The sequence below is a fragment of the Schaalia sp. JY-X159 genome, from assembly GCF_014525425.1.
Lineage (GTDB): Bacteria > Actinomycetota > Actinomycetes > Actinomycetales > Actinomycetaceae > Scrofimicrobium.
In genome coordinates this window covers 80,302-98,259 of record NZ_JACEXI010000003.1, presented here as the reverse complement: position 1 = coordinate 98,259, position 17,958 = coordinate 80,302, and the positions used below count along the sequence as shown (strand labels likewise).

12 protein-coding genes, 1 tRNA gene and 1 pseudogene are annotated in these 17,958 nt (G+C 60.7%); 2 read left to right on the top strand and 12 right to left on the bottom strand.

Annotated features, from left to right (window positions below; translation table 11 throughout):
* Nucleotides 1-606: 606 nt before the first annotated feature.
* Nucleotides 607-2,175 (bottom strand): aspartate:alanine exchanger family transporter, encoded by a 1,569-nt coding sequence (locus tag IDL90_RS06090; RefSeq protein ID WP_187994785.1) that lies wholly within the window; start codon nt 2,173-2,175, stop codon nt 607-609.
* A gap of 215 nt (nt 2,176-2,390) precedes the next feature.
* Between IDL90_RS06090 and IDL90_RS06085 the strand changes: the two genes are divergently transcribed.
* Nucleotides 2,391-3,359, top strand: coding sequence for a lysylphosphatidylglycerol synthase transmembrane domain-containing protein (locus IDL90_RS06085; protein WP_187994784.1), 969 nt, complete (start codon nt 2,391-2,393; stop codon nt 3,357-3,359).
* Here IDL90_RS06085 and IDL90_RS06080 read toward each other — a convergent pair.
* The 5 genes from IDL90_RS06080 to IDL90_RS06060 form a co-directional block, all read right to left on the bottom strand.
* On the bottom strand, nt 3,356-3,937 hold the full coding sequence (locus IDL90_RS06080) for a 1-acyl-sn-glycerol-3-phosphate acyltransferase (protein WP_187994783.1): 582 nt from the start codon (nt 3,935-3,937) through the stop codon (nt 3,356-3,358). The genes IDL90_RS06085 and IDL90_RS06080 overlap by 4 nt on opposite strands.
* A 26-nt stretch (nt 3,938-3,963) precedes the next feature.
* The gene (locus IDL90_RS06075; RefSeq protein WP_187994782.1) at nt 3,964-4,701 is read right to left on the bottom strand and encodes a VIT1/CCC1 transporter family protein; all 738 of its coding nucleotides are present in this window, start codon (nt 4,699-4,701) and stop codon (nt 3,964-3,966) included.
* Between the two features lie 7 nt (nt 4,702-4,708).
* Nucleotides 4,709-5,209, bottom strand: a complete 501-nt coding sequence (gene bcp, locus IDL90_RS06070; RefSeq protein ID WP_187994781.1) for a thioredoxin-dependent thiol peroxidase — start codon at nt 5,207-5,209, stop codon at nt 4,709-4,711.
* 42 nt (nt 5,210-5,251) lie between these two features.
* Nucleotides 5,252-5,333, bottom strand: a tRNA-Leu gene (locus IDL90_RS06065).
* Nucleotides 5,334-5,460: 127 nt separating this feature from the next.
* Nucleotides 5,461-6,624 carry a sensor histidine kinase gene (locus IDL90_RS06060; RefSeq protein WP_187994780.1) on the bottom strand — a complete coding sequence of 388 codons (1,164 nt, stop codon included), beginning with the start codon at nt 6,622-6,624 and terminating at the stop codon, nt 5,461-5,463.
* A 222-nt stretch (nt 6,625-6,846) separates the two neighbouring features.
* Between IDL90_RS06060 and IDL90_RS06055 the strand changes: the two genes are divergently transcribed.
* A complete protein-coding gene (locus tag IDL90_RS06055) occupies nt 6,847-7,503 on the top strand; it encodes a response regulator transcription factor (RefSeq protein WP_223175230.1) in 657 nt (218 codons plus the stop codon).
* A gap of 40 nt (nt 7,504-7,543) precedes the next feature.
* Here IDL90_RS06055 and IDL90_RS06050 read toward each other — a convergent pair whose 3' ends face one another.
* The 6 genes and pseudogenes from IDL90_RS06050 to IDL90_RS11850 form a co-directional block, all read right to left on the bottom strand.
* Nucleotides 7,544-8,512 carry a class C sortase gene (locus IDL90_RS06050; RefSeq protein ID WP_187994779.1) on the bottom strand — a complete coding sequence of 323 codons (969 nt, stop codon included), beginning with the start codon at nt 8,510-8,512 and terminating at the stop codon, nt 7,544-7,546.
* A gap of 99 nt (nt 8,513-8,611) precedes the next feature.
* Nucleotides 8,612-10,102, bottom strand: a complete 1,491-nt coding sequence (locus tag IDL90_RS06045; protein WP_187994778.1) for a SpaH/EbpB family LPXTG-anchored major pilin — start codon at nt 10,100-10,102, stop codon at nt 8,612-8,614.
* 86 nt (nt 10,103-10,188) lie between these two features.
* Nucleotides 10,189-13,737, bottom strand: coding sequence for a prealbumin-like fold domain-containing protein (locus IDL90_RS06040; protein WP_187994776.1), 3,549 nt, complete (start codon nt 13,735-13,737; stop codon nt 10,189-10,191).
* A 273-nt stretch (nt 13,738-14,010) separates the two neighbouring features.
* Nucleotides 14,011-16,590 carry a LuxR C-terminal-related transcriptional regulator gene (locus IDL90_RS06035; RefSeq protein ID WP_187994774.1) on the bottom strand — a complete coding sequence of 860 codons (2,580 nt, stop codon included), beginning with the start codon at nt 16,588-16,590 and terminating at the stop codon, nt 14,011-14,013.
* A gap of 208 nt (nt 16,591-16,798) precedes the next feature.
* Nucleotides 16,799-17,521, bottom strand: coding sequence for a SagB/ThcOx family dehydrogenase (locus IDL90_RS06030; RefSeq protein WP_187994772.1), 723 nt, complete (start codon nt 17,519-17,521; stop codon nt 16,799-16,801).
* A gap of 319 nt (nt 17,522-17,840) precedes the next feature.
* Nucleotides 17,841-17,918, bottom strand: a pseudogene (locus tag IDL90_RS11850) (prepilin-type N-terminal cleavage/methylation domain-containing protein); the annotation flags it as partial.
* Between the last annotated feature and the right edge of the window lie 40 nt (nt 17,919-17,958).

The following is a 17,958-nucleotide window of genomic DNA, read 5'->3' as shown; positions in this document are numbered from 1 at the left end:
CCGGAATACTTGGGTGTCCTGCGCGGCACAACAGTCAAAGGCCCCAATCTTCCAACCCAGACTCACAGGCAGGCTGACCCACGCGGGCCGACCACCAATGCATCAAACTCTCCGATTGCGCTTTCGCCCTCGGTCCCCCGGCGGCCCTTTGGTCCCCCGCAGGTCACATCTGGCATTCGCAGGGACCTGTTTCCTTACCTGTACAGCTCCGAGGACGCTGTGGGGGACCAGGCGGAGTTCACCAGGTTCCCGGCACGCGTAGTCAACACGTTGTAGAAGGGGAATGGACGTCCCTCGGTCTATGCCTTCGCCCTCGGTCCCTCAGACGCACCTTGGTCCCCCGCAAGTGGAAAAAGCAACCCAGGAACGTCTGGAATCTCCCCTCCGGGGGACCAAGGCACCTCTGAGGAACCGAGGCGGACCTCCGTAGGTGCCGTGCACGTCGGGAGCGTGCGGTGACTTTGGGGTTGGGGGCATGGCGGAGACTGCATCGGTGACGAGGGCGCGGCAGGCGGGGCGGCAGTTTCGGAGGCGCAGCCGCGGCGGGTCGAGGAAACCACGAAAGCCGGCGGCCAGTGGCACCGTCAGGGTGGAAGCTGGGACCGCCTACAGCACCCACACCAGCGGCACCAGCAGGATCTTCACCAGGATCGCCAGGGCGAAGAGGACACTGTAAGCGCTCTCGATCCGCTCATCCCGGACCCGCGCATCTGCCGCCTGAAACACGGCGGGTTGCCCCAGGAACCCGGCAACTCCCCCGGCTGTGCGTGCCGCGGACATTCCTCCCAGCCACCCGGCAACCACCATCACCACGCAACCCACGATCGCAACGATCAGCGCGCACAGCAGTGCCTTCACCCCCAAAGGCCCCCGCAAGAGCTCCGCCACCTGCGGACCCGCCGACAACCCCAACGCCGAGAGAAACAACAGCATCCCTAGGTGCCTAACCGTCAGGTTCACTGATTCCGGCATAGACCACACCAGCGGCCCAGTTCGACGCAGGGCCCCAAGAATCAGTCCGACCAGCAGCGGTCCCGCCGCAGCCCCCAACTGGAACATCTGTCCGCCGGGTAGCGGCAGTGACACCATTCCGGCCAGAATCCCCAGAACCAGTCCCACCCCGATCGAGAGTGAGTCAAGCTCCGCAATCGACCTCTGCGAATCCCCTAGGTATTTCTTCACCGCCCCGAGTTCGCTGGCCGGCGCCACCACCGCCAAGATGTCGCCTGCCTGCAACGCCAGATCCTCACGCGCCAACAGGTCCAAATCCCCGCGCCGCACCCGCGTCACCACTGCGCCGTATTGCGCGGGCAGTTGCAGATCGGCGACACTTCGACCGGGCAGGGAGTCGTTGGAAAGGACGATGCGCTCAAACACCACTTCGGAACGATCATCCGCCAGGTGCCCCGGCACCGGAACACCGATTTTTTCGAGGACGTGCTCTGGCCCACCGGGCTCGCCGACAACGACCACTTCGTCGCCCTCGCGCAACTCTTCACCGGGGACTAGGACCCGCGTCTTCCCCTCACGCTTGACGTAGGAGAACCGCACGGTCTGGTCGGCCCACTCGGGAATGTCCTTGGGCTGGATCGTCTCTGTGACCCGCACCGTCAATGCGTGCAAACCACGGCCGGCCAGCGGCGGAGTGTCCTTCTTCCCAGCCCATGACAGCCCCGCAATCAGTGTCACGACGACGATCCCCACCAGGACCCCAACCGGATACCCCGTCGAGTACCCCACCGCCGGGTCCGTCCCCCCAACCATGCGCGTTGCCGCATCCAACGCTGGAGCAGCAGTGAGCGCACCCGTGAACAGGCCCGTGCTGAGGCCGCTCGGCAGCCCCAACGCACCGCCAACCACTCCAGCAACAACCGCACCCAGGACACTAGCGACAACTGCGCCGACCATCAGCGGCACGTTCGACCGCAGCGCCTTCCCCACCGTCGCCCCCGACGCGATCCCCACGGTGTAGACAAACAGTGCTAGGCCGACCTGTTGGACGAGGCCGAACCCCTCAGACAGCTCCGGGTTCGCCGCAGAAACTATCAGCGCAACAAACAGAGCGCCCGCCGCTCCCAGGCGAATGGGTCCGATGCGGATGGCTCCGACTGCCGCCCCGAGCGCCACCACTAGGAACAGCGTGAGCAGGGGCTGGCCAACCAGAATTTCTGTCATACCCCAAGGATAGGCCGCAGGTAGTGACGTCGGCGTATGCGTTGAACCTCAGACGTCCTCGCCCACCTTGTCCTCAACTGATCTGCCCGAGGTCGTCAGCGAGCGTTCAGACGCGCCCTCGACCCTACAACGAACCTCCGACACAACGGAGAACAAGCTAAAGTTGAGGGAAACCGCCACCCTGGCAGACAAGTCCCACCCGCAGAGGACCAGCAATGACCCTTGCCCCAACCACTCCGACCCCCAAGTCGCAGAAGTGGTGGCAGAAGCGCCCCGCCCAAATCCTCATTGCCGTGATCTTCGTTGCCATCGTGGTCTTCGTGGTGTCTCGCTCCATCAAACCCGAAGAGTTTGAAAAGGCCTTCAAAGACATGCAACCACTGTGGTTCATTGCGGCCTTCGCGATCGGGACCCTCACCTGGGTTGGCGCCGCGATTCCCATGAAGGTGTTTGCCCCCATCAAGGTCCCCTTCCGGGACGCACTCCTCACCCAGGTCGCGTCGTCTTTCGTTGGGGTTGTCGCACCAGCGGGGTTAGGCGCCCTTGCCCTCAGCATCCGGTTCCTGGTGAAACGGGGAATGCAGACGTCCCAGGCCGTCGCCACCATGATCCTCATGGAGCTCTCCCAGTTCCTCACCTCCTTCATACTTGTGCTGGCGGCTATCTTCCTTGTGGGGGTGGATCCGGACATCAAGATCCCCTGGCATATCGTCGGCTGGGTCGCATTCGGGGTGCTTGTAGTGGCGCTTCTAGCCCTGGCAATTCCCAAGTCCCGCAACTGGATCTTCACGCAGGTGAAATCGGTATGGACAAAGGCTTACCCTCAGGCCGTCTGGGCTTTCAAGCACCCCAAGGAACTCGCGTTGGCCATGTTTGGCGCCCTCCTGCAGACCCTGTCCTTCGCGGGGTCCTTCATGTTTTCCCTGCTCGCCTTCGGCGCCTCGGTTGACTTCTGGAAAGTTGGGGCCGCCTACCTTGTCAGCAACACCCTGGGCTCAATGATCCCGGTCCCCGGCGGTGTCGGGTCAATCGAAGCAACGTTAACTGTCGGCATGACCGCCATTGGCGTGTCCGCTGCGGTTGCGCTCAGCGCAGCCGTCACCTTCCGCCTGGCCACCTTCTACCTGCAGATCCCCATCGGCTGGGTCGCCTTTGAGTACATGCAGCGCAAGAAGATGATCTAGGCGCCCTCGTCCTCAAGACTGATCCGCACCGCACTTTCAAGCCCGGGTCGGAATCCCTTCTTCCCATCGTAGAACGCCCGCAAAACGTCCATGTCCGCCACCACGTTTCCACTGGGGACGAGGGCGGGGCCGAGCCCCATCGTCTTTGTCGTGGAATCAATGAACCCCGGCACGATCGGCAACCCCGCGTCCCGCGCGATGCGGTAGAACCCTGACTTCCAGCGGTCGGTCTTCTTGCGGGTCCCTTCGGGGGCAAGGATGAGGACGGCCCCGGGTATTGCTTCCAGCTCTTCGCTGAGGGCCTTCGCCATTCCCTGCGGCGCGTCTCTGTTCACGGGAATGCCCCCGAGCCACCGCGGCACAAATCCCAGCGGGTTGTCGAATGCCTGCGATTTGCCGAGCCACCGCACGGGGATACCCGCTTTCCACGTGATGGCGAGCATGGCCGCGAAGTCCCAGTTTGAGGTGTGTGGAGCCCCGATGAAGATGGCGCCCTCTTTGGGCCAGCCTTCTTCAATGACGAACCTGTAGCCTGCGAAGCGCGTGGCGAGCGAAGCTATTGAAGATTTGAAGGTCATTTTGTCATCCTAGATCCGCGACCGGATCAGAAGGTCACCAAAGTGCCTGCAAGTGTCGAGATTCCCAAGATCGTCACACCAACAAGTATTGTGCGGGCCATGGCGCGCCAGGCTGAGCTGTGTTCGACAAGGTGGCCGATCCACCCGGAGATACCGAGGGCGATCACCACAGCTGCCACCGTCACCTCCCCTCTCACGGCCCAGGGCAGGATCAGCAGGAACAGCAGTGGCAGCACCGATCCGACCAAGAACACCAGGGCGGCCAACCCTGCCCGCTGCCATGGCCACCACTTCCCGTGAATGCTATCGAGGCCGTACTCTGCATCAAGCTGCGCTGTGAGTGCGTCCTTCGCCATCAGTTCCGTTGCAACGGCTCGGCTGAGGTCGGCCGACAGCCCCTTTTCCTCATATATCGTCACCAGTTCGTCAAACTCTTCGTCGGGGGTAGCGAGAAGCGCCGCGCTCTCCCGCTCCACAATCCTTAGCTGCGATTGCCGTTCAGACTCTGACTCGCTGTACTGGCTGGCCCCACTACCGACCATGCCCATCGCGATTAGTGCGAGGACGCCCGTGACCGCCTCCTGACCTGTCGCACCTGCCGTGAGGAGACCCTGCACGATGGCGGCTGAAGAAATGATGCCATCGTTGCCGACGGACACCAGTTCCCGCCACTGGGCGTCCTCGGACGGGTTCCAACGATCTTCGTCAAAACGATGGGTACGCAGGTACTCGAACGGGTCCCACCGCGGCTTCGAGGCGGTCACGACAGGGTCAGTCGAGGCCGAGCGTCTTACGCAGCCGCGCTACATGCCCGGTTGCCTTCACGTTGTACTGAACGACCTCAAGCCGCCCATCCTTACCAACCACGAAGGTGGAGCGGATGATTCCCAGGAAGGTCTTGCCGTAGTTCTTCTTGGTCCCCCACACGCCCCACTCAGTCATGATGGCGTGGTCGGGGTCGGAGCCGAGCAGGAAGTTCAGCTGCTGCTTAGCCTGGAATTTCTCCAGTGAGGCCATCTTGTCGGCGCTGATTCCAATGACGGTGTACCCCGCCCCCTTCAGGGAGTTGAGGTTATCCCGGAAATCGCATGCCTCTTTGGTGCATCCCGGCGTCCCTGCCTTGGGGTAGAAGTAGACGATGACGCCCTTCGCAGCGTCCTCGACCAACTTCGCCAGCGTCACTTCGCCCTCTGTGGTTGCAATGGTGAATAGGGGCGCAACCTGGCCCACTTCCAACTTGGCGCCGCGCGGCGCTGATGTGCTCTCTGTCATAGACATATTCTGTCACGCACCTCCGACATCTGGAGGCCAAGGTGCGCTCGGGGGGACTTGAACCCCCACGTCGTAAGACACTGGAACCTAAATCCAGCGCGTCTGCCAATTCCGCCACGAGCGCCTAACCAAACGACCAATCGGTCACGCAACGACCAACCAGCCAAACGGCCGAAACATAGTGTACCCCGAGAATCTTCCCACCAAGTACTGGTGTTCACCACATTCGATGACCCGCACCGTAACGAACGCTAACTCTTCGACGGCGCAATCGGCAGACTCGCCCGCACCACCCAGTCTGAACCAACAATGCCCGCACTGAACTCCCCTTCAACACCGAGGACGCGCTGCGCCATTCGGTTCAGGCCCGTGCCCGTTGACGGCAGGTCACGGCGCGGTGTGGCTGGCAGAGGATTGGAGATCGTCATCTCCACAACCTGGTCATCGACCTCCACCTCGAACATCACTTCACCCGGCCCGGAGTACTTCAGAATGTTCGTCGTGGACTCGCGTACGATCCGAGCAAAGATTATCTCGGTCCCGCGGGGAATCACAGGGTTGTCTGGATCGCCCGTCAGAACCGTTTTGCGACCAGTCGCGTGCAACTCCGCACGCGCCTCGTCGATCGCTGAGGCCAGGTCACCCGAAGAGATCCCCTCGGTATCCGTGATCTCATCGGCCAACGCGATGACGAACCGCAGGTCGTTGAGCGCCTTACGAGCCGAAAGCCGGATGACGTCGGCTGATTCCTCCCGTGTCCGCTCATCGTCGAGCATCTGGGAGTGCAGGGTCACCACAGTCAGGTGGTGCGCAATGCTGTCATGCAGTTCGCCCGCTATCCAGCGTCGTTCGGCGAGGACGGCTTCGTGTTCGCGTTCCTTCTGCTCCTCAAGCCGAAGCTCCAGTCGCTGACCACGCGCCGCAGCGACCCGAAGTGCATATCCGACTAGCCCAGCCAGGGTGGCCACCACAAGTAACCCAGTTACACTTGTGTCCCCGCCACTTCTAAGGCCCAATCCAGATGAGATCGCTGCCCCTGAGAGCAACAACCCGCCAACGTACATGAAGATCAGCGGTGTAGTACCAAGTCGCAGCACCAACAGCGCGGCAAGCGCGCCACCAAGTGTGGCCTCGACTGCTCCTCCCACCGCGAACGAGTATGAGACAACGGAGCCCAAGACGAGTGTCGCAACGGTCGGGGACCACGCGTAGAGGGCCAATGTCAGAGTCATCGCGACGCTGACTAAGCCGGTGATGAGGTGTGCGTTGGGGTTCGTAATGAGGCTGATTACATCAACAGCCGTGGCTACACCTACGAAAGTGAAAAGTGTAATTCTCTCGGAACGAGTCAAACTGTCGGTATGACCAAACTCAGAGGGCTTGGCAAGCTGCTCCACATTTGGTCTCTTGAACATTGTCACAGTATGGACCACGAGCCATCCAAACATGCCTCCCGATCTCAGATAATGCGGAAGAATATTGCCATTTGACGCCAAAAGCTCATCGGGAACACCCCCTTGTTAGACGTTTGTCTTGTTGAGGTCTATTCTTCCGTCGAAGCGAGATTGAAACATCCGCCATTCTTCCAGACTTTTATTAGCCAAACGTCCAATGAACTGGGGCATTAGACTGTGTTCATGAATGAGATTCGGGTAGTGATTGCTGACGATGATCCCCTGGTGCGGGTTGCCCTATCCCACTTCGTCTCCCGCGACCCCGAGATCGTCGTGGTTGGGGAAGCTTCCGATGGCGCAGAAGCCCTCAAGGCGATCGAAGAGCACCACCCTGACATCGTCATGATGGACGTGCAAATGCCTGGAATAGGCGGGATTGAAGCCACAGAGCAAATCTCTGAGCGCTTCCCCGACGTCCGGGTCCTCGCCGTCACCACGCTCGACACCCGTGAAACTGTGCTGCCGATGCTTAGTGCCGGCGCCACCGGCTACATGCTCAAGGACTCCAGCGCGGAGGAAATCCTCAACGCCCTGCGCCAAGCTCACGACGGCACCAGTTCGCTCTCCCCCCGCATCGCCGCAATGCTGGTCCGTCACGTCCGTAGCTCATCGGCTGGCACACCCAGCTCCTCAGACCTAGCACCACTTACCGGCCGGGAGAATGAGGTCCTGGGCCTCCTTGCTCGCGGCATGTCGAATGCGGAGATGGCAGACACCCTTCTGGTATCGGAGGGCACCATCAAAGCCCACCTCGGCAGCATCATCTCTAAATGGCATCTGCGTGACCGCGTGCAGGTACTTGTTGCGGCGGCCAGGGCCGGTCTAGTCCACTTTGACTAGACCCTAAGCTAGGCCGAAACCTAGCCGAAACCAACTGAAACTACTCCTTGGACCGCGACTTCTTCGGCGGGTAGCCCGATCGCCACACATACAGGCCAGCCACCAAGACACCGCTGGGCAGGATCACTGCCCACCACGGGAACCCTGGGATGTCCGGCGCCTTCCCCGCCGCCTCCACGTCCTCAATCGGTGTCGGAGTAATCCGCTCCCCTGTCACAAGGATGCGGTGCGTGTTGATTCCTAGAGGAGTGCAAGTCACCAGAGAAACAATGTCCTCCCCCGCGCGTGGTAGCACCGTCTGTGTATCTGAGGGCTCAACAACCTGCGTTTCGAAGACCTGGTACGTGAGCACTTCCCCTGCAACCTCAATCACAAATGTGTCACCAATATCCAACTTGTTGAGGTTGTTGAACATGGTCGCAGACGCGAGACCCCGGTGAGCGCTGATCACTGAATGGGTGTCGATTCCACCAACTGGCAGCGATGTCCCCTGAAGGTGACCCGCTCCCTTCAGCAGGGTTTCGTCCGAGGTACCGTGGTAGATGGGTAGATCCACGTCGATGCTGGGGATCTTGATGCGCGCCATCGCTTCTGTCGGACCTGCAAGCAGATCCCAATAGTCGAGGTCCTCCTCGGACGCACTGTCCGCAGTTGGCTTGTGAGCATCTGCACCCAGAGTGATGGCACCTGTGCTCAACAAACGGTTGTACTCGTGGGCCGCAGCTAGTTTCTCGTCATTACCCGGAGTTACGTTTGCCTGAACTTGGTGGGAGTAATTCTCGATAACACGGGACTGATTCCATTGCGACCACCACGCTGCAGTCGAGGGATACATGAAGATGGACAGTCCGACGAGGGCGATCAGCGCGATCACTAGCGACACCCAGCTGAGTCGCCAGCCGCGCCTCTGACGGCCACCACCATCAGCACCCTCTGGCCCAGGGGCACTGCGTTCAGCAATCGTCGCAGAAGCGAGTTGTGCCGCCGACGCCGCAGTGGATCGAGCCATGGTCTCCCTTTCGTGCCAAGACGGTGGGGAAAGCATAGCGCTCTCCCCACCGTCGGGGCTCAGTCCCTGTCTGTTAGGGCAGGAACCAATGTGTTTCTACTACTCCTGGTGTGCCTTGCGACGTGTCGCCAAGTACAGACCACCAGCAACAGCAACCAGACCAATGCCACCAATGGTCATCAGCAGGGTGCCGCTGGCACCGGTTAGGGGCAACGTTGGTCCGGTCTGCTTGGTGTTGTCCACAGACACCTCAACAGGGGTGAGTCCGTCTGCGGCGACGTCGAAGCACGTCCAGGCGGCATCGCCAGTCGGGGTGGTGTAGCCGGCAGGTGCCTCGATCTCCTTCAGGCAGTATTCCTTCTCCGCGTCGGCGGAAGTACCAACCCACAGGCCATTCACGGTGAACGTACCGTCAGCGTCGGTAACCAGCAGAGCCGGAGTGGTATTGATTTTGGTGCCGTTGATTGAGTCGTAGAGCTCGAACTTTGCGCCGGAAAGAAGTGCTTGGTTCGCAGCATCCTTCTTGGTTAGCTCAACTGAGCCCCAGTAGACCGTAGGCTCGCCGGTGCCCTGCACGGCATCGTTGACGTTCACGAACGCCTGGTTGGTGAACTCATCTTCACCCAGCGTCTCAACCGTGGTTTCGAGGACGACGGTGACGGTCTTGCCAGCCTCTAGCTTCGCCAGACCAGGTTTGTTGAAGGTGACGGTCACGAGGTTGCCCTCGACGGTCACGGTGTAGTCACCGTCGACCAAAGCCACATCGCTGACGGTGACTGTGACGTCGTCGGCGTCCAGGGCGAGACGGCCGTCCACTTGGTCGGTGATGATGAGCTTGGTGAACGTGCCACCAGTGGCCAGAGCCGGAAGCTCCTTGGTGATGGTCCAGGTCAGGGTGTCCCCAACGGCAAAGTTCGCGCCCGGGTCGGTAACAGTCTTCTCTGGTTCGTTGTTGTCGACCTTGTTTTTCGGGTAAACGTGAACGTCATAGAGCCATCCGTCTGCATTCGGGTAGGGGATGCTGACCAGGAAGTCCTGCACGGGGGAAACGATCAGGTTGTCACCCGGATCGGTCTCCGTCACGAAGTACAGGCCGAATGCCGCGCTGCCGGTCGCCGGGTAGGTGGCGACGCCATTGATTGTTGTCACTTCGGTGCAGGCACCGAGGCTGTACGGGCCCGCGGGCGTTGGCGGATCGGTCACTGGCGGCGGAAGGACATTGGTGATGTTCGCGCCCTGCGCGTCGACCCAGCCTTGGTACGTAGTGAGGTCGATGGCCTCACTGTTGTAGAGCACCGGGCAGACGCTAAACTTGACGCCGCTGAGCGCGTTGCCCAGGCTCTCGGTGTCAGTGATCGCCGTGCCGTTGCCAGCCAGGCCGGGGTTTCCGTCGTACTTGTGAATAATCAGCGAGGCATCTTCTTCGGGATTGATGTTGCCGAGGTTCACCACGGGAGTTGGGTCTTCACCACCCCCATCGTCATCTGCCATTGCCGTTGTTGCCAGCCCTGCGACGCCAACGACGCCCAAGGCTGTTGCGCCTATGCTCGCGAGGATTCTCCTCGCCAGCGGTTTTCTAGTTGTTGACATTGGTTGCGTTTCCTTCCGTTTCCTTGGGTCTTTCGGACGCAAGAAGTTTCTTTCTGTTCGGTCGGTAGGACGTGTAGTCCACGAGCTCATGCTCGATGTGCTGCGCCCCCCTTCCTGCGGTTCATTGCGGTAAGCGCTAGGGCTCCGGCCAGGAGTCCGCCGCCAAGAATGGTGAACATTGCGGCGCTCTGACCGCCAGTAAGCGGAAGAGCTGGGCCCGTGACCATGGTGTTCACCTGATCCTCGAGCATTACGTCAAGGTCGAAGGTGCTACCGTCCGGACCGATCTTGAACTCGATCGAATCAGCGAGGAGCTGGTACCCGGGGGGCGCCACAGTCTCCGCCAGGGTGTACTCACCCCATGGGAGGCCGATTACACTGAAGGTTCCAACTGGTTTCTCTGTAATGGTCGCGGCGATCTCGTTGCCATCCGCATCTTTGATCTGCCATTGGGACCCAGCTAGAGGTCGCTCTGCTTCGTCAATCTTGTTCCAAGTCACTGAGCCAGGCTTTGCCTTGTTGGTGAAGGTACAGGTGACGTGATCACCGAACTTCAAGTTGACTTTGGGATTATCCTTACTCGTCCCGAAAATCGCAGCGCCGCCCTTCGTCTTGCACTCGAGGCTGGTCCAGTCGTAGCCTACGGTTTCTTGGCTAGATCTCCCTGTCTCAGCAAGGGTCCAGGTGCCCTCGGTAACTTCAAATGTAGTCTCCGTCCGGCCCGTCTTGATCTCGGTCCCATTGGTGGCCGATAGTGTCCAGGCGGTCGCTGCTGATCCTAGGGCGCCAGTGATATCACTGCCCTCAACCTTCTTCACAAGGGTGAGCAACGCCTTCTGCGGGGCGTTGGTGAACGTGCAGGTCACGTCGTCCTTGTTCTCGAGTGACACGACGTTTTTGTCGTCCCCTGTCAGCTCGAGAGGCTCCTTCGTGCCGGTCTTTACACATTTAAGATCTTTGAGTTCGTAGCCTGTAATGTCGTCAGACTCAGTCAGGATGTAGCTGCCCGCTGGGACAACCGCGGTTGCGTCGTCGGTACCGGTGGTGGCGCCGTCAATGACCTTGCCGACACCCGGGCTCGAGCCTGTGGCAGTCAGCGCCCACTGGTCCGCAGTGGCGGTTCCGCCATCGACACTCTTGACGAGAGTGAGCGTGCCGGCGTGGGGTCGGTTCGTGTATGTACACGCAACCTGGTCGCCCGGTTTGATGCGTTCGAGGGCGGTCTCTTCCGGACCAAGCAGTGGTGTACGGGTCTTAGAGCCGTCTAGATGAGTGACGACACACGAACCGCTGTCGAACTCGTAGCCGGTTTTGCTATCTACGTTTTCGAATACCGTTACGGTCGCACGATCATCATAGGCATTGAACGTGATCTTCCAGGCTGCGTTACCTTTCTCATCTGTCTCCAGGGTCGACTCAGTCGGCGCCTGGGTTGCCCTGCCGACCGTGGCTTCGGTGGTTGCGCCGACCGTCCATCCCGAGTCGGGTCGCGGGTTCTCGCCCTTGAGGTCTGTGACCTGCTTGTTTACCACGACGTTCGCGACCAGCGGAGAGTTGCGGAACTCACAAACCACTGACTCTCCGTTCGGCGGGATCGTAACTGATCCTGCCCTCCCGTCCTTACGATCCAACGGTTCGGTAGATCCGTCTTTGTAAGTCAGAGTGCACTGGTAGCTCGATGCATACTTATCTAAATCGGTCGTGCCTGCCGCCTCTTCCGAGAAATGGAGCTCGACGCCACGTCTGGTCGGAACAGGCCCGACCGTTTTCGTTTGCAGGCCAGAGGCGGGCCCATCCGTGATCTGCCTTCCTAATTCAAGCGCCCCTGAGCCCGTGCCCTCCTCCAAGATCAGCTCGAACTCGTCTCCCGCAGCGACGCGCCCACCCTGAATGTACTTCTGCAGTGTGACCGTTGGTGGCGACGTACAGGAGGCAAGGTCTGTGGAAGTGGAAACTGTGGTACCCAACCCAGTGCTTACAACGTGGGTCTGGTTGGTCCAACCGGGCATATCAAACGAGTCCAGTCGGGAGCCAGAGCCCAAGAACCCTTTGCCCGTGTCATCGAAAGCGATTCCATTCACGTTTTGGGTGCTGCCCGTATTCTGGGCGGTAAGAGTGCTCCCAGTAATGCTGCCTCCCGCAGCGTTCAGCAAGGCATCTTTTCCCACGCTGCTCAGCTGTACCCAACCAGTATATGTAGGAGACCATACGCTCCCAGTAGTAACGGTCCATCCCCGGACGATGTACATGACGCCCTGCGAGTCGAAAGCAAGGTCTCCGTTAGTATTTCCCGGGTCCGTGGTCGCATTAGACACAACGCGAACATACCCCTTATATAGGGCAGCAGTGCCGCCCGGAGTGTACTCCCAGAGGTGGAAATCAACATTGTAGCGAGTCGGATAGCTAGTCGTCGTCTTAGCAAAACCACCGAAGTAGTACTTCCCTGTGGAAAGGTCGACTCCTCCAGCCACAAAGGTGACGGTGTGGCCTTCACTTACGGAGTCGACCGACACTGGCAGGGAGGACCAGGTTCCTGTCGTCGTGTTGTATTCGTATAGCTGGGCGGTCTTACTATCGTTTGTGCGCTCGTACGCGTAGGCGGTCTCCGCCCCCACCCCAATGCCAACACCGTTGAAGCCACTCACATCTGACGCCCGTGTCCCGAGGTTGGTGACGCTGCCGCCTGGAGCCACTTGGCGGAGCTGCCCGTTGCCGGTGACGGCGTATACGTATCCGGCTGCACAGACGGGTTTGGTCTCGAGCCGCCGCACCTTGAACGTGCCGAAGTCGAGCGTACGATCGGCTGCAGAATCCCCAACCCACGTCTTGGTGTTCGAGTCAACCCAGCTGGTCGACGAGACCCATTCGTACCCAGGGGGCGCTGTCACGGGCTGGACTCGGTATCTGCTCCCGGCCTGGATCACGTTGCTCGCTCCAGTTCCCGAGGGGCTGCCTCCCGGGGTGTTACTAGTGATCCACTTCACCAGGAACTCGCCCGCATCGCTATCTCGGTCTACAACCGTGCAGCCGCTATCGACACAGTCGGTAACGCTGCGAGTCCCGGTCCAGCCATTGTCGTTGTTACGACGCTCGAAGCTGAACGTCGCTCCCGGCACAAGGTTGCCCGCTTCGTCCTCCACGGTCCAGTAGACGTAGGGGGGACCGGCGCCGTCCGGAATCCCCACTGCGAACGGGGAAATTCCCCCCTCAACGGACTCTGTAGTCGCCTCGTCCGTCACGACGTCAGGCTCGACTACGTCGATGGCGCCTGAACCTTGGTCCTCTTGCGCCGGCTGGTCCGTCACCGGTGGTGTGGTGGTGTCTGGAGGTGTGATGACCCCTGGGTCAGTGTCGGTACCCGTGCCTGGGTCTACGACTGGTTCGGTCGTGCCTGGTTCGGCTGGGCCCTCGACCTGGAGGTCCGCGGTTGAGTCCGCAGCAGGGTCCGCAAGCATTGCAACTGCTGGTGCGGCGCCGTCAGCCTCAATGTCGGCAGCGGAGGTGGCGGCGAATGCGCCTGCGGCTCCGGTGCCGACAAGGGCGAGGGTGGCTAATGCTGCCAGGGCGCCCATACGTCCTCTTGCGTAGGTTTCCTCCACGCTGGTGCTGTGCTTGGGTCCAGCTCTTCGCGCCATTTGATTCTCCAACCGCTCTATCGCTCTAACTTGCTCAGTACACGTACATAAGGGGCGTATAGCTACGTCCGCTTCAAGCCCTCGATTTGCTTTGTTGCGAACACATAACACCGTTCACACAAGGCACCATTGATACCGAATCTAGGTCCTTGGTCAGGGCGTTTGGACAATGGGCAAAGTTACTCACCCGGACAATCACCCGGGTGTTCGAGACACGCCGAATGGGTTGTGAGGCGTCTTGAGAGCGTGCTATGCGCGGGGTGGTAGGCCCGCTTACGACTGGTTGAAAAGACCCCTGACGCCAGCCACACCAAGGGCATCCTGGCGTTTGGAGACGCCGAGCTTCTTGTAGATGGACTTGACGTGGGTGCGGACGGTGTTCTCCGAAATGAAGAGACGTTCGCCGATCTCAGCAAGCGTGTCCTTGGTCTTGAGTTGCTCCAGGATCTGCTGTTCCCTAGCCGAAAGTGGGGTAATGACCGTTAGCTGCAGGGGTCCGGAGCGGACTTCTCGGAGAAGGGCGTTCAAGCCACTCTCCCCCGCTAACTCTTCGGCCTCGGCCAGGGCGGCAGCATCGTCCATAGAGAGGAGAGCCAAAGAGACACGACTACCGTTTTCGTAGAGGGTGGCCACCAGTTTGCCGAGGACGCCAGCAAGATCATCAGCAGCGTCAAAGCGAAGCAGGATGGCAGCTTCAAGTGCCAGGGCCTCCGCACGGACACGCACCGTGACATCTTTGCGTTTGTGGACGCGGGCTAGGACTCGCAGTGCTGGGCCAAGCTTGCCGGCATGGAACAGTCCGCGCCCGTAAGAAAGCAGTTGGATGGCGGTGGCTGTGCGCATGTCGAGGTTGTCGCGGAACTCATCCAAGTTGAGGTTTTCCCCGAGGGCGGCGGCCATGAGTTGCTCGGTGTAGTCCAGCATCGCCCTCGTCCGAACCGTCAGGCTCTCTGCGGAGTGGCGGGTACGCGAAGCCTGCAGGCGAGCGATCCCCTCCCGCGGCGTGCCGGAGAGAAGGTCAATGAAACCTTGGACGGTCGCGACAGTACTCCAATACTCTTCCGCGAATGTTGTGCCACTGACGGAGAAGAGCAGGTCGGAAGCACGTTCGAGGTCGAACATTTCGACTGCGCGAACGGCCTCGTACAAAGTGATCATGAAGGAGGCGGTCTCTGCGAAGATGCTTCCGCCCTCGGCAAAGCCAGGGCCGAATACGACGTTGCTGGCCGCGCGGTCTGCTGTCACCAGATCCCCACACAGGGCTGCAATGGCAGCAAGGTGGGCGTTGGCGAGAGTGCGCATCGGTTTACTTGACCCATTTTCGGCGACTGCGATGAGGGGTTGGAGAGCTTCCTCGAAGGCACCGGCAGCCATCATTGAGGCGGCGTTACTGATGGAAGCGAAGTCAGCGCGGCTCGAGATGGGCTTTCCAGAGTTGGTGTAAACGACTTCCAAGAGTTCAGCGGACTTAAGCGCAACCTCAAGGGCACGGGCAGGTCGGCCACTCTTCCTCAGGGCGGTGCCCTCCGTCGTATAAAGAAGGGCATCGCGGAACGGGTCCGAACGGTCACGCAGGGAACGGGCCGCGGCAGCGCTTCGGCTCAAGATATCAATGGAGCGGGCACGGCTGTTGCTGGTTCCACCCAGGGAAATAGCCGCTAGGCAACCCAACTCCGGATAGCGGTCAGCCACCGTGTCGGGCACCCACTGGATGATGGGGAGGAGCGCTTCGGGAGTCAAGGCCAGAATGAAGTCAGAGTTACCCATGAGGACGTCATCGGCCAATGCGTAGTCACGACCTTTGAGGGCGGTGAGGAGGGCAACTGCCGGTTCGCCCTCGTCCACCAAAACCTGCACTGCGGTGCGGACCGCGGCCGCGATCGTGCGATCTGACAGCCGGAGGCGGCGCACCTCGCTCAACGCATCAAGGACCAGCGGTGAAAAGGTGAACGTTGAAGGGGAATAGGCGCCCCAAACACCAAGACCAAGTTGCTCAGCTCTTCCGAGTAGAGTCGAAACGTCGGAACGTCCAGTCAGGGTGCGAGCCAGCTTCTGAGAGAAAGAGTCCACGACGCTGACCTGCAAGATGAAGTCAGCAAAGTCGTCATCCTGTAGGGCGGCCCCAAGGTCGACAACTCCCGATGATGCATGCATGTGAGAGACAAGGTTCGTCAGCGCGGCCGGTAGATCCGACACTCCGGCCTGGGTGAGATGCTGGACGGCAGCCTTCGTCATGGCGACATTCCCCTGCGAGTTTGCAAACACTGTGTCAACGAGGGCGTCACTCACGGCCGGCACATGGTGGCGCAGGTAATCCCGCACCTCGCCGGGGGTGAATGCCAATCGGTTTGCATCAATCACACTCAAGTCACTGACCATCAGCATGCGGGGGGTTTCCAAAGGCGAGCGGGTTTGTGAAGACGCGACGACGGAAAGGTTCCGGAAGGTGCGCAAGAGGAGCAGGATGAACTCTGTGTCCTCACGTGTTAGGAAGAAGGAGTCGTCAATAAAGAGGTAGATGCGCTCTTTGGTTGCGGCGACGGCGCGGAAGAAGCGCTCGCGGGAGGCTGTGGCGGTAGCGTCGTCGGTTGGAGCGCCCAGCTCCGCCGCGCCGACTTCCCAGACGACGCCCGAGCTCAGCTGGTTAATAGCCTCACCGTGTATGAAAACGACTTTGCTAGCAGCATCGCACGCTGCCATAAGGGCAGCCTCAGCGAGCAGGTCAGTCTTCCCAGCGCCCACGGGCGCACGAACAACAGTAAGGGATGATCCGTCAAGGACCGTGTGGACCAGGTCGGGCCTCTTCCAATGGAACTTCGACAACTTCGGAGCCGTGCGACTCAGATTCGACATGCTGCACCACATTCCTGATTCAATGCTCCCAACACCTGAGCGGCAATTGCCAAGGGGATGATTGCAGGTGGGGTACCCACGATACCCACCCCAGCACGGGTCAGCAAGCCACCCGTTCACCCACCCGTCCAGAGATTATGGTTGAGCACGTTTGAGGTTCGACCATCGGTGGGGGTCGGACACCCGTGGGTTAGACCGAATGCCAGATTCAGGTGGTGGGAAGACCCACGGGGACCAGGCAATACGGGATCTCCCCAGCCGGAAGATCCAAGGCTTCGCTCACCTCATCGTCCTCGAAACCGCCGATTGGGACCGCGCCAAGACCCAGGGCAGTGGCCATGAGAAGGAGGTTCTGGGATGAATGCCCGGCCTCGTTCAAGGTGAACTGTCCAGCGCGCTCCCCGTACTTATCTTCCAAACGTATTGGGGAACCCGCGATGACAATGGTGGCGGGGGCTTCGCCAATAGCGGACTGGTCGAGGGCGGCGCCCTGGAGGAGGGTACGCGGATCGCCCTCGGACATCTTTCCCAACTGATTGGTTGCGGGATCCCAGGTGTAGATGCCGGGCGAAACGCCCTCGACGTCCCCGATCGCAACAAAGATGGCAAGGGCGTAGAGGCCGCCAGCCGACGGGACCGTGCGGCCACCATCGGTGCGGTAGCCGTAGGTGGCCCACAGAAGCGTGGCAAGGTCCGTCTGGGAAAGGGGCTCAGCGGCGAAGGTACGGACGGAATGGCGCGAATTGATTGTGTCGTTCAGCGCGGCTGCCGGCGCTTCGGCCGGCACCGGAAGTTCGAGTGGGGAACCGATTGTGGTGGCCGGCTCGGGAGGTTCGGGGTTGACCGCCGAGCCCGCACAGGAGGTGGCCGTGATGGCGAGGGCCGCGGCGGCTACGGCGCCAACCAGCGTCCTCGTGATCGCGTTCTTCACGGTGCCTCCTTCGGCGTGCTTGGTATGAGGGTACCCCGCAGGAGTCTGCACAGTCTCCTCTGGTCGCCTTGGTCCCCCAGCGGTGCCTTGGTCCCCCGCAGGTGACAAGAACGACCCAACGGCGTGTGGAATCCTCCCTCTAGGGGACCAAGGCACCGCTGAGGGACCGACCACGCCAAGGGAGCGGCGAGGCAGTGACCGATGACCATAGAGCGCAGGCGCAGCCAGGGCTGGGCGACTACCGGCGAGGCGCTTGGGGGCGCATCGGCACAAACACCCCGTCACCACACACGTAATCAGATAGCCACGACCATCAAGGCTAGATTTCCTTCGCGAGCCCATAAATGAGGCCAAACAGAGCGAGGACGATAGTAAGTTCCAAGAGACTCACCCCGTTCTAACGGCGTTACATGCTGCGCACGTGCTCCCGCTTGCGC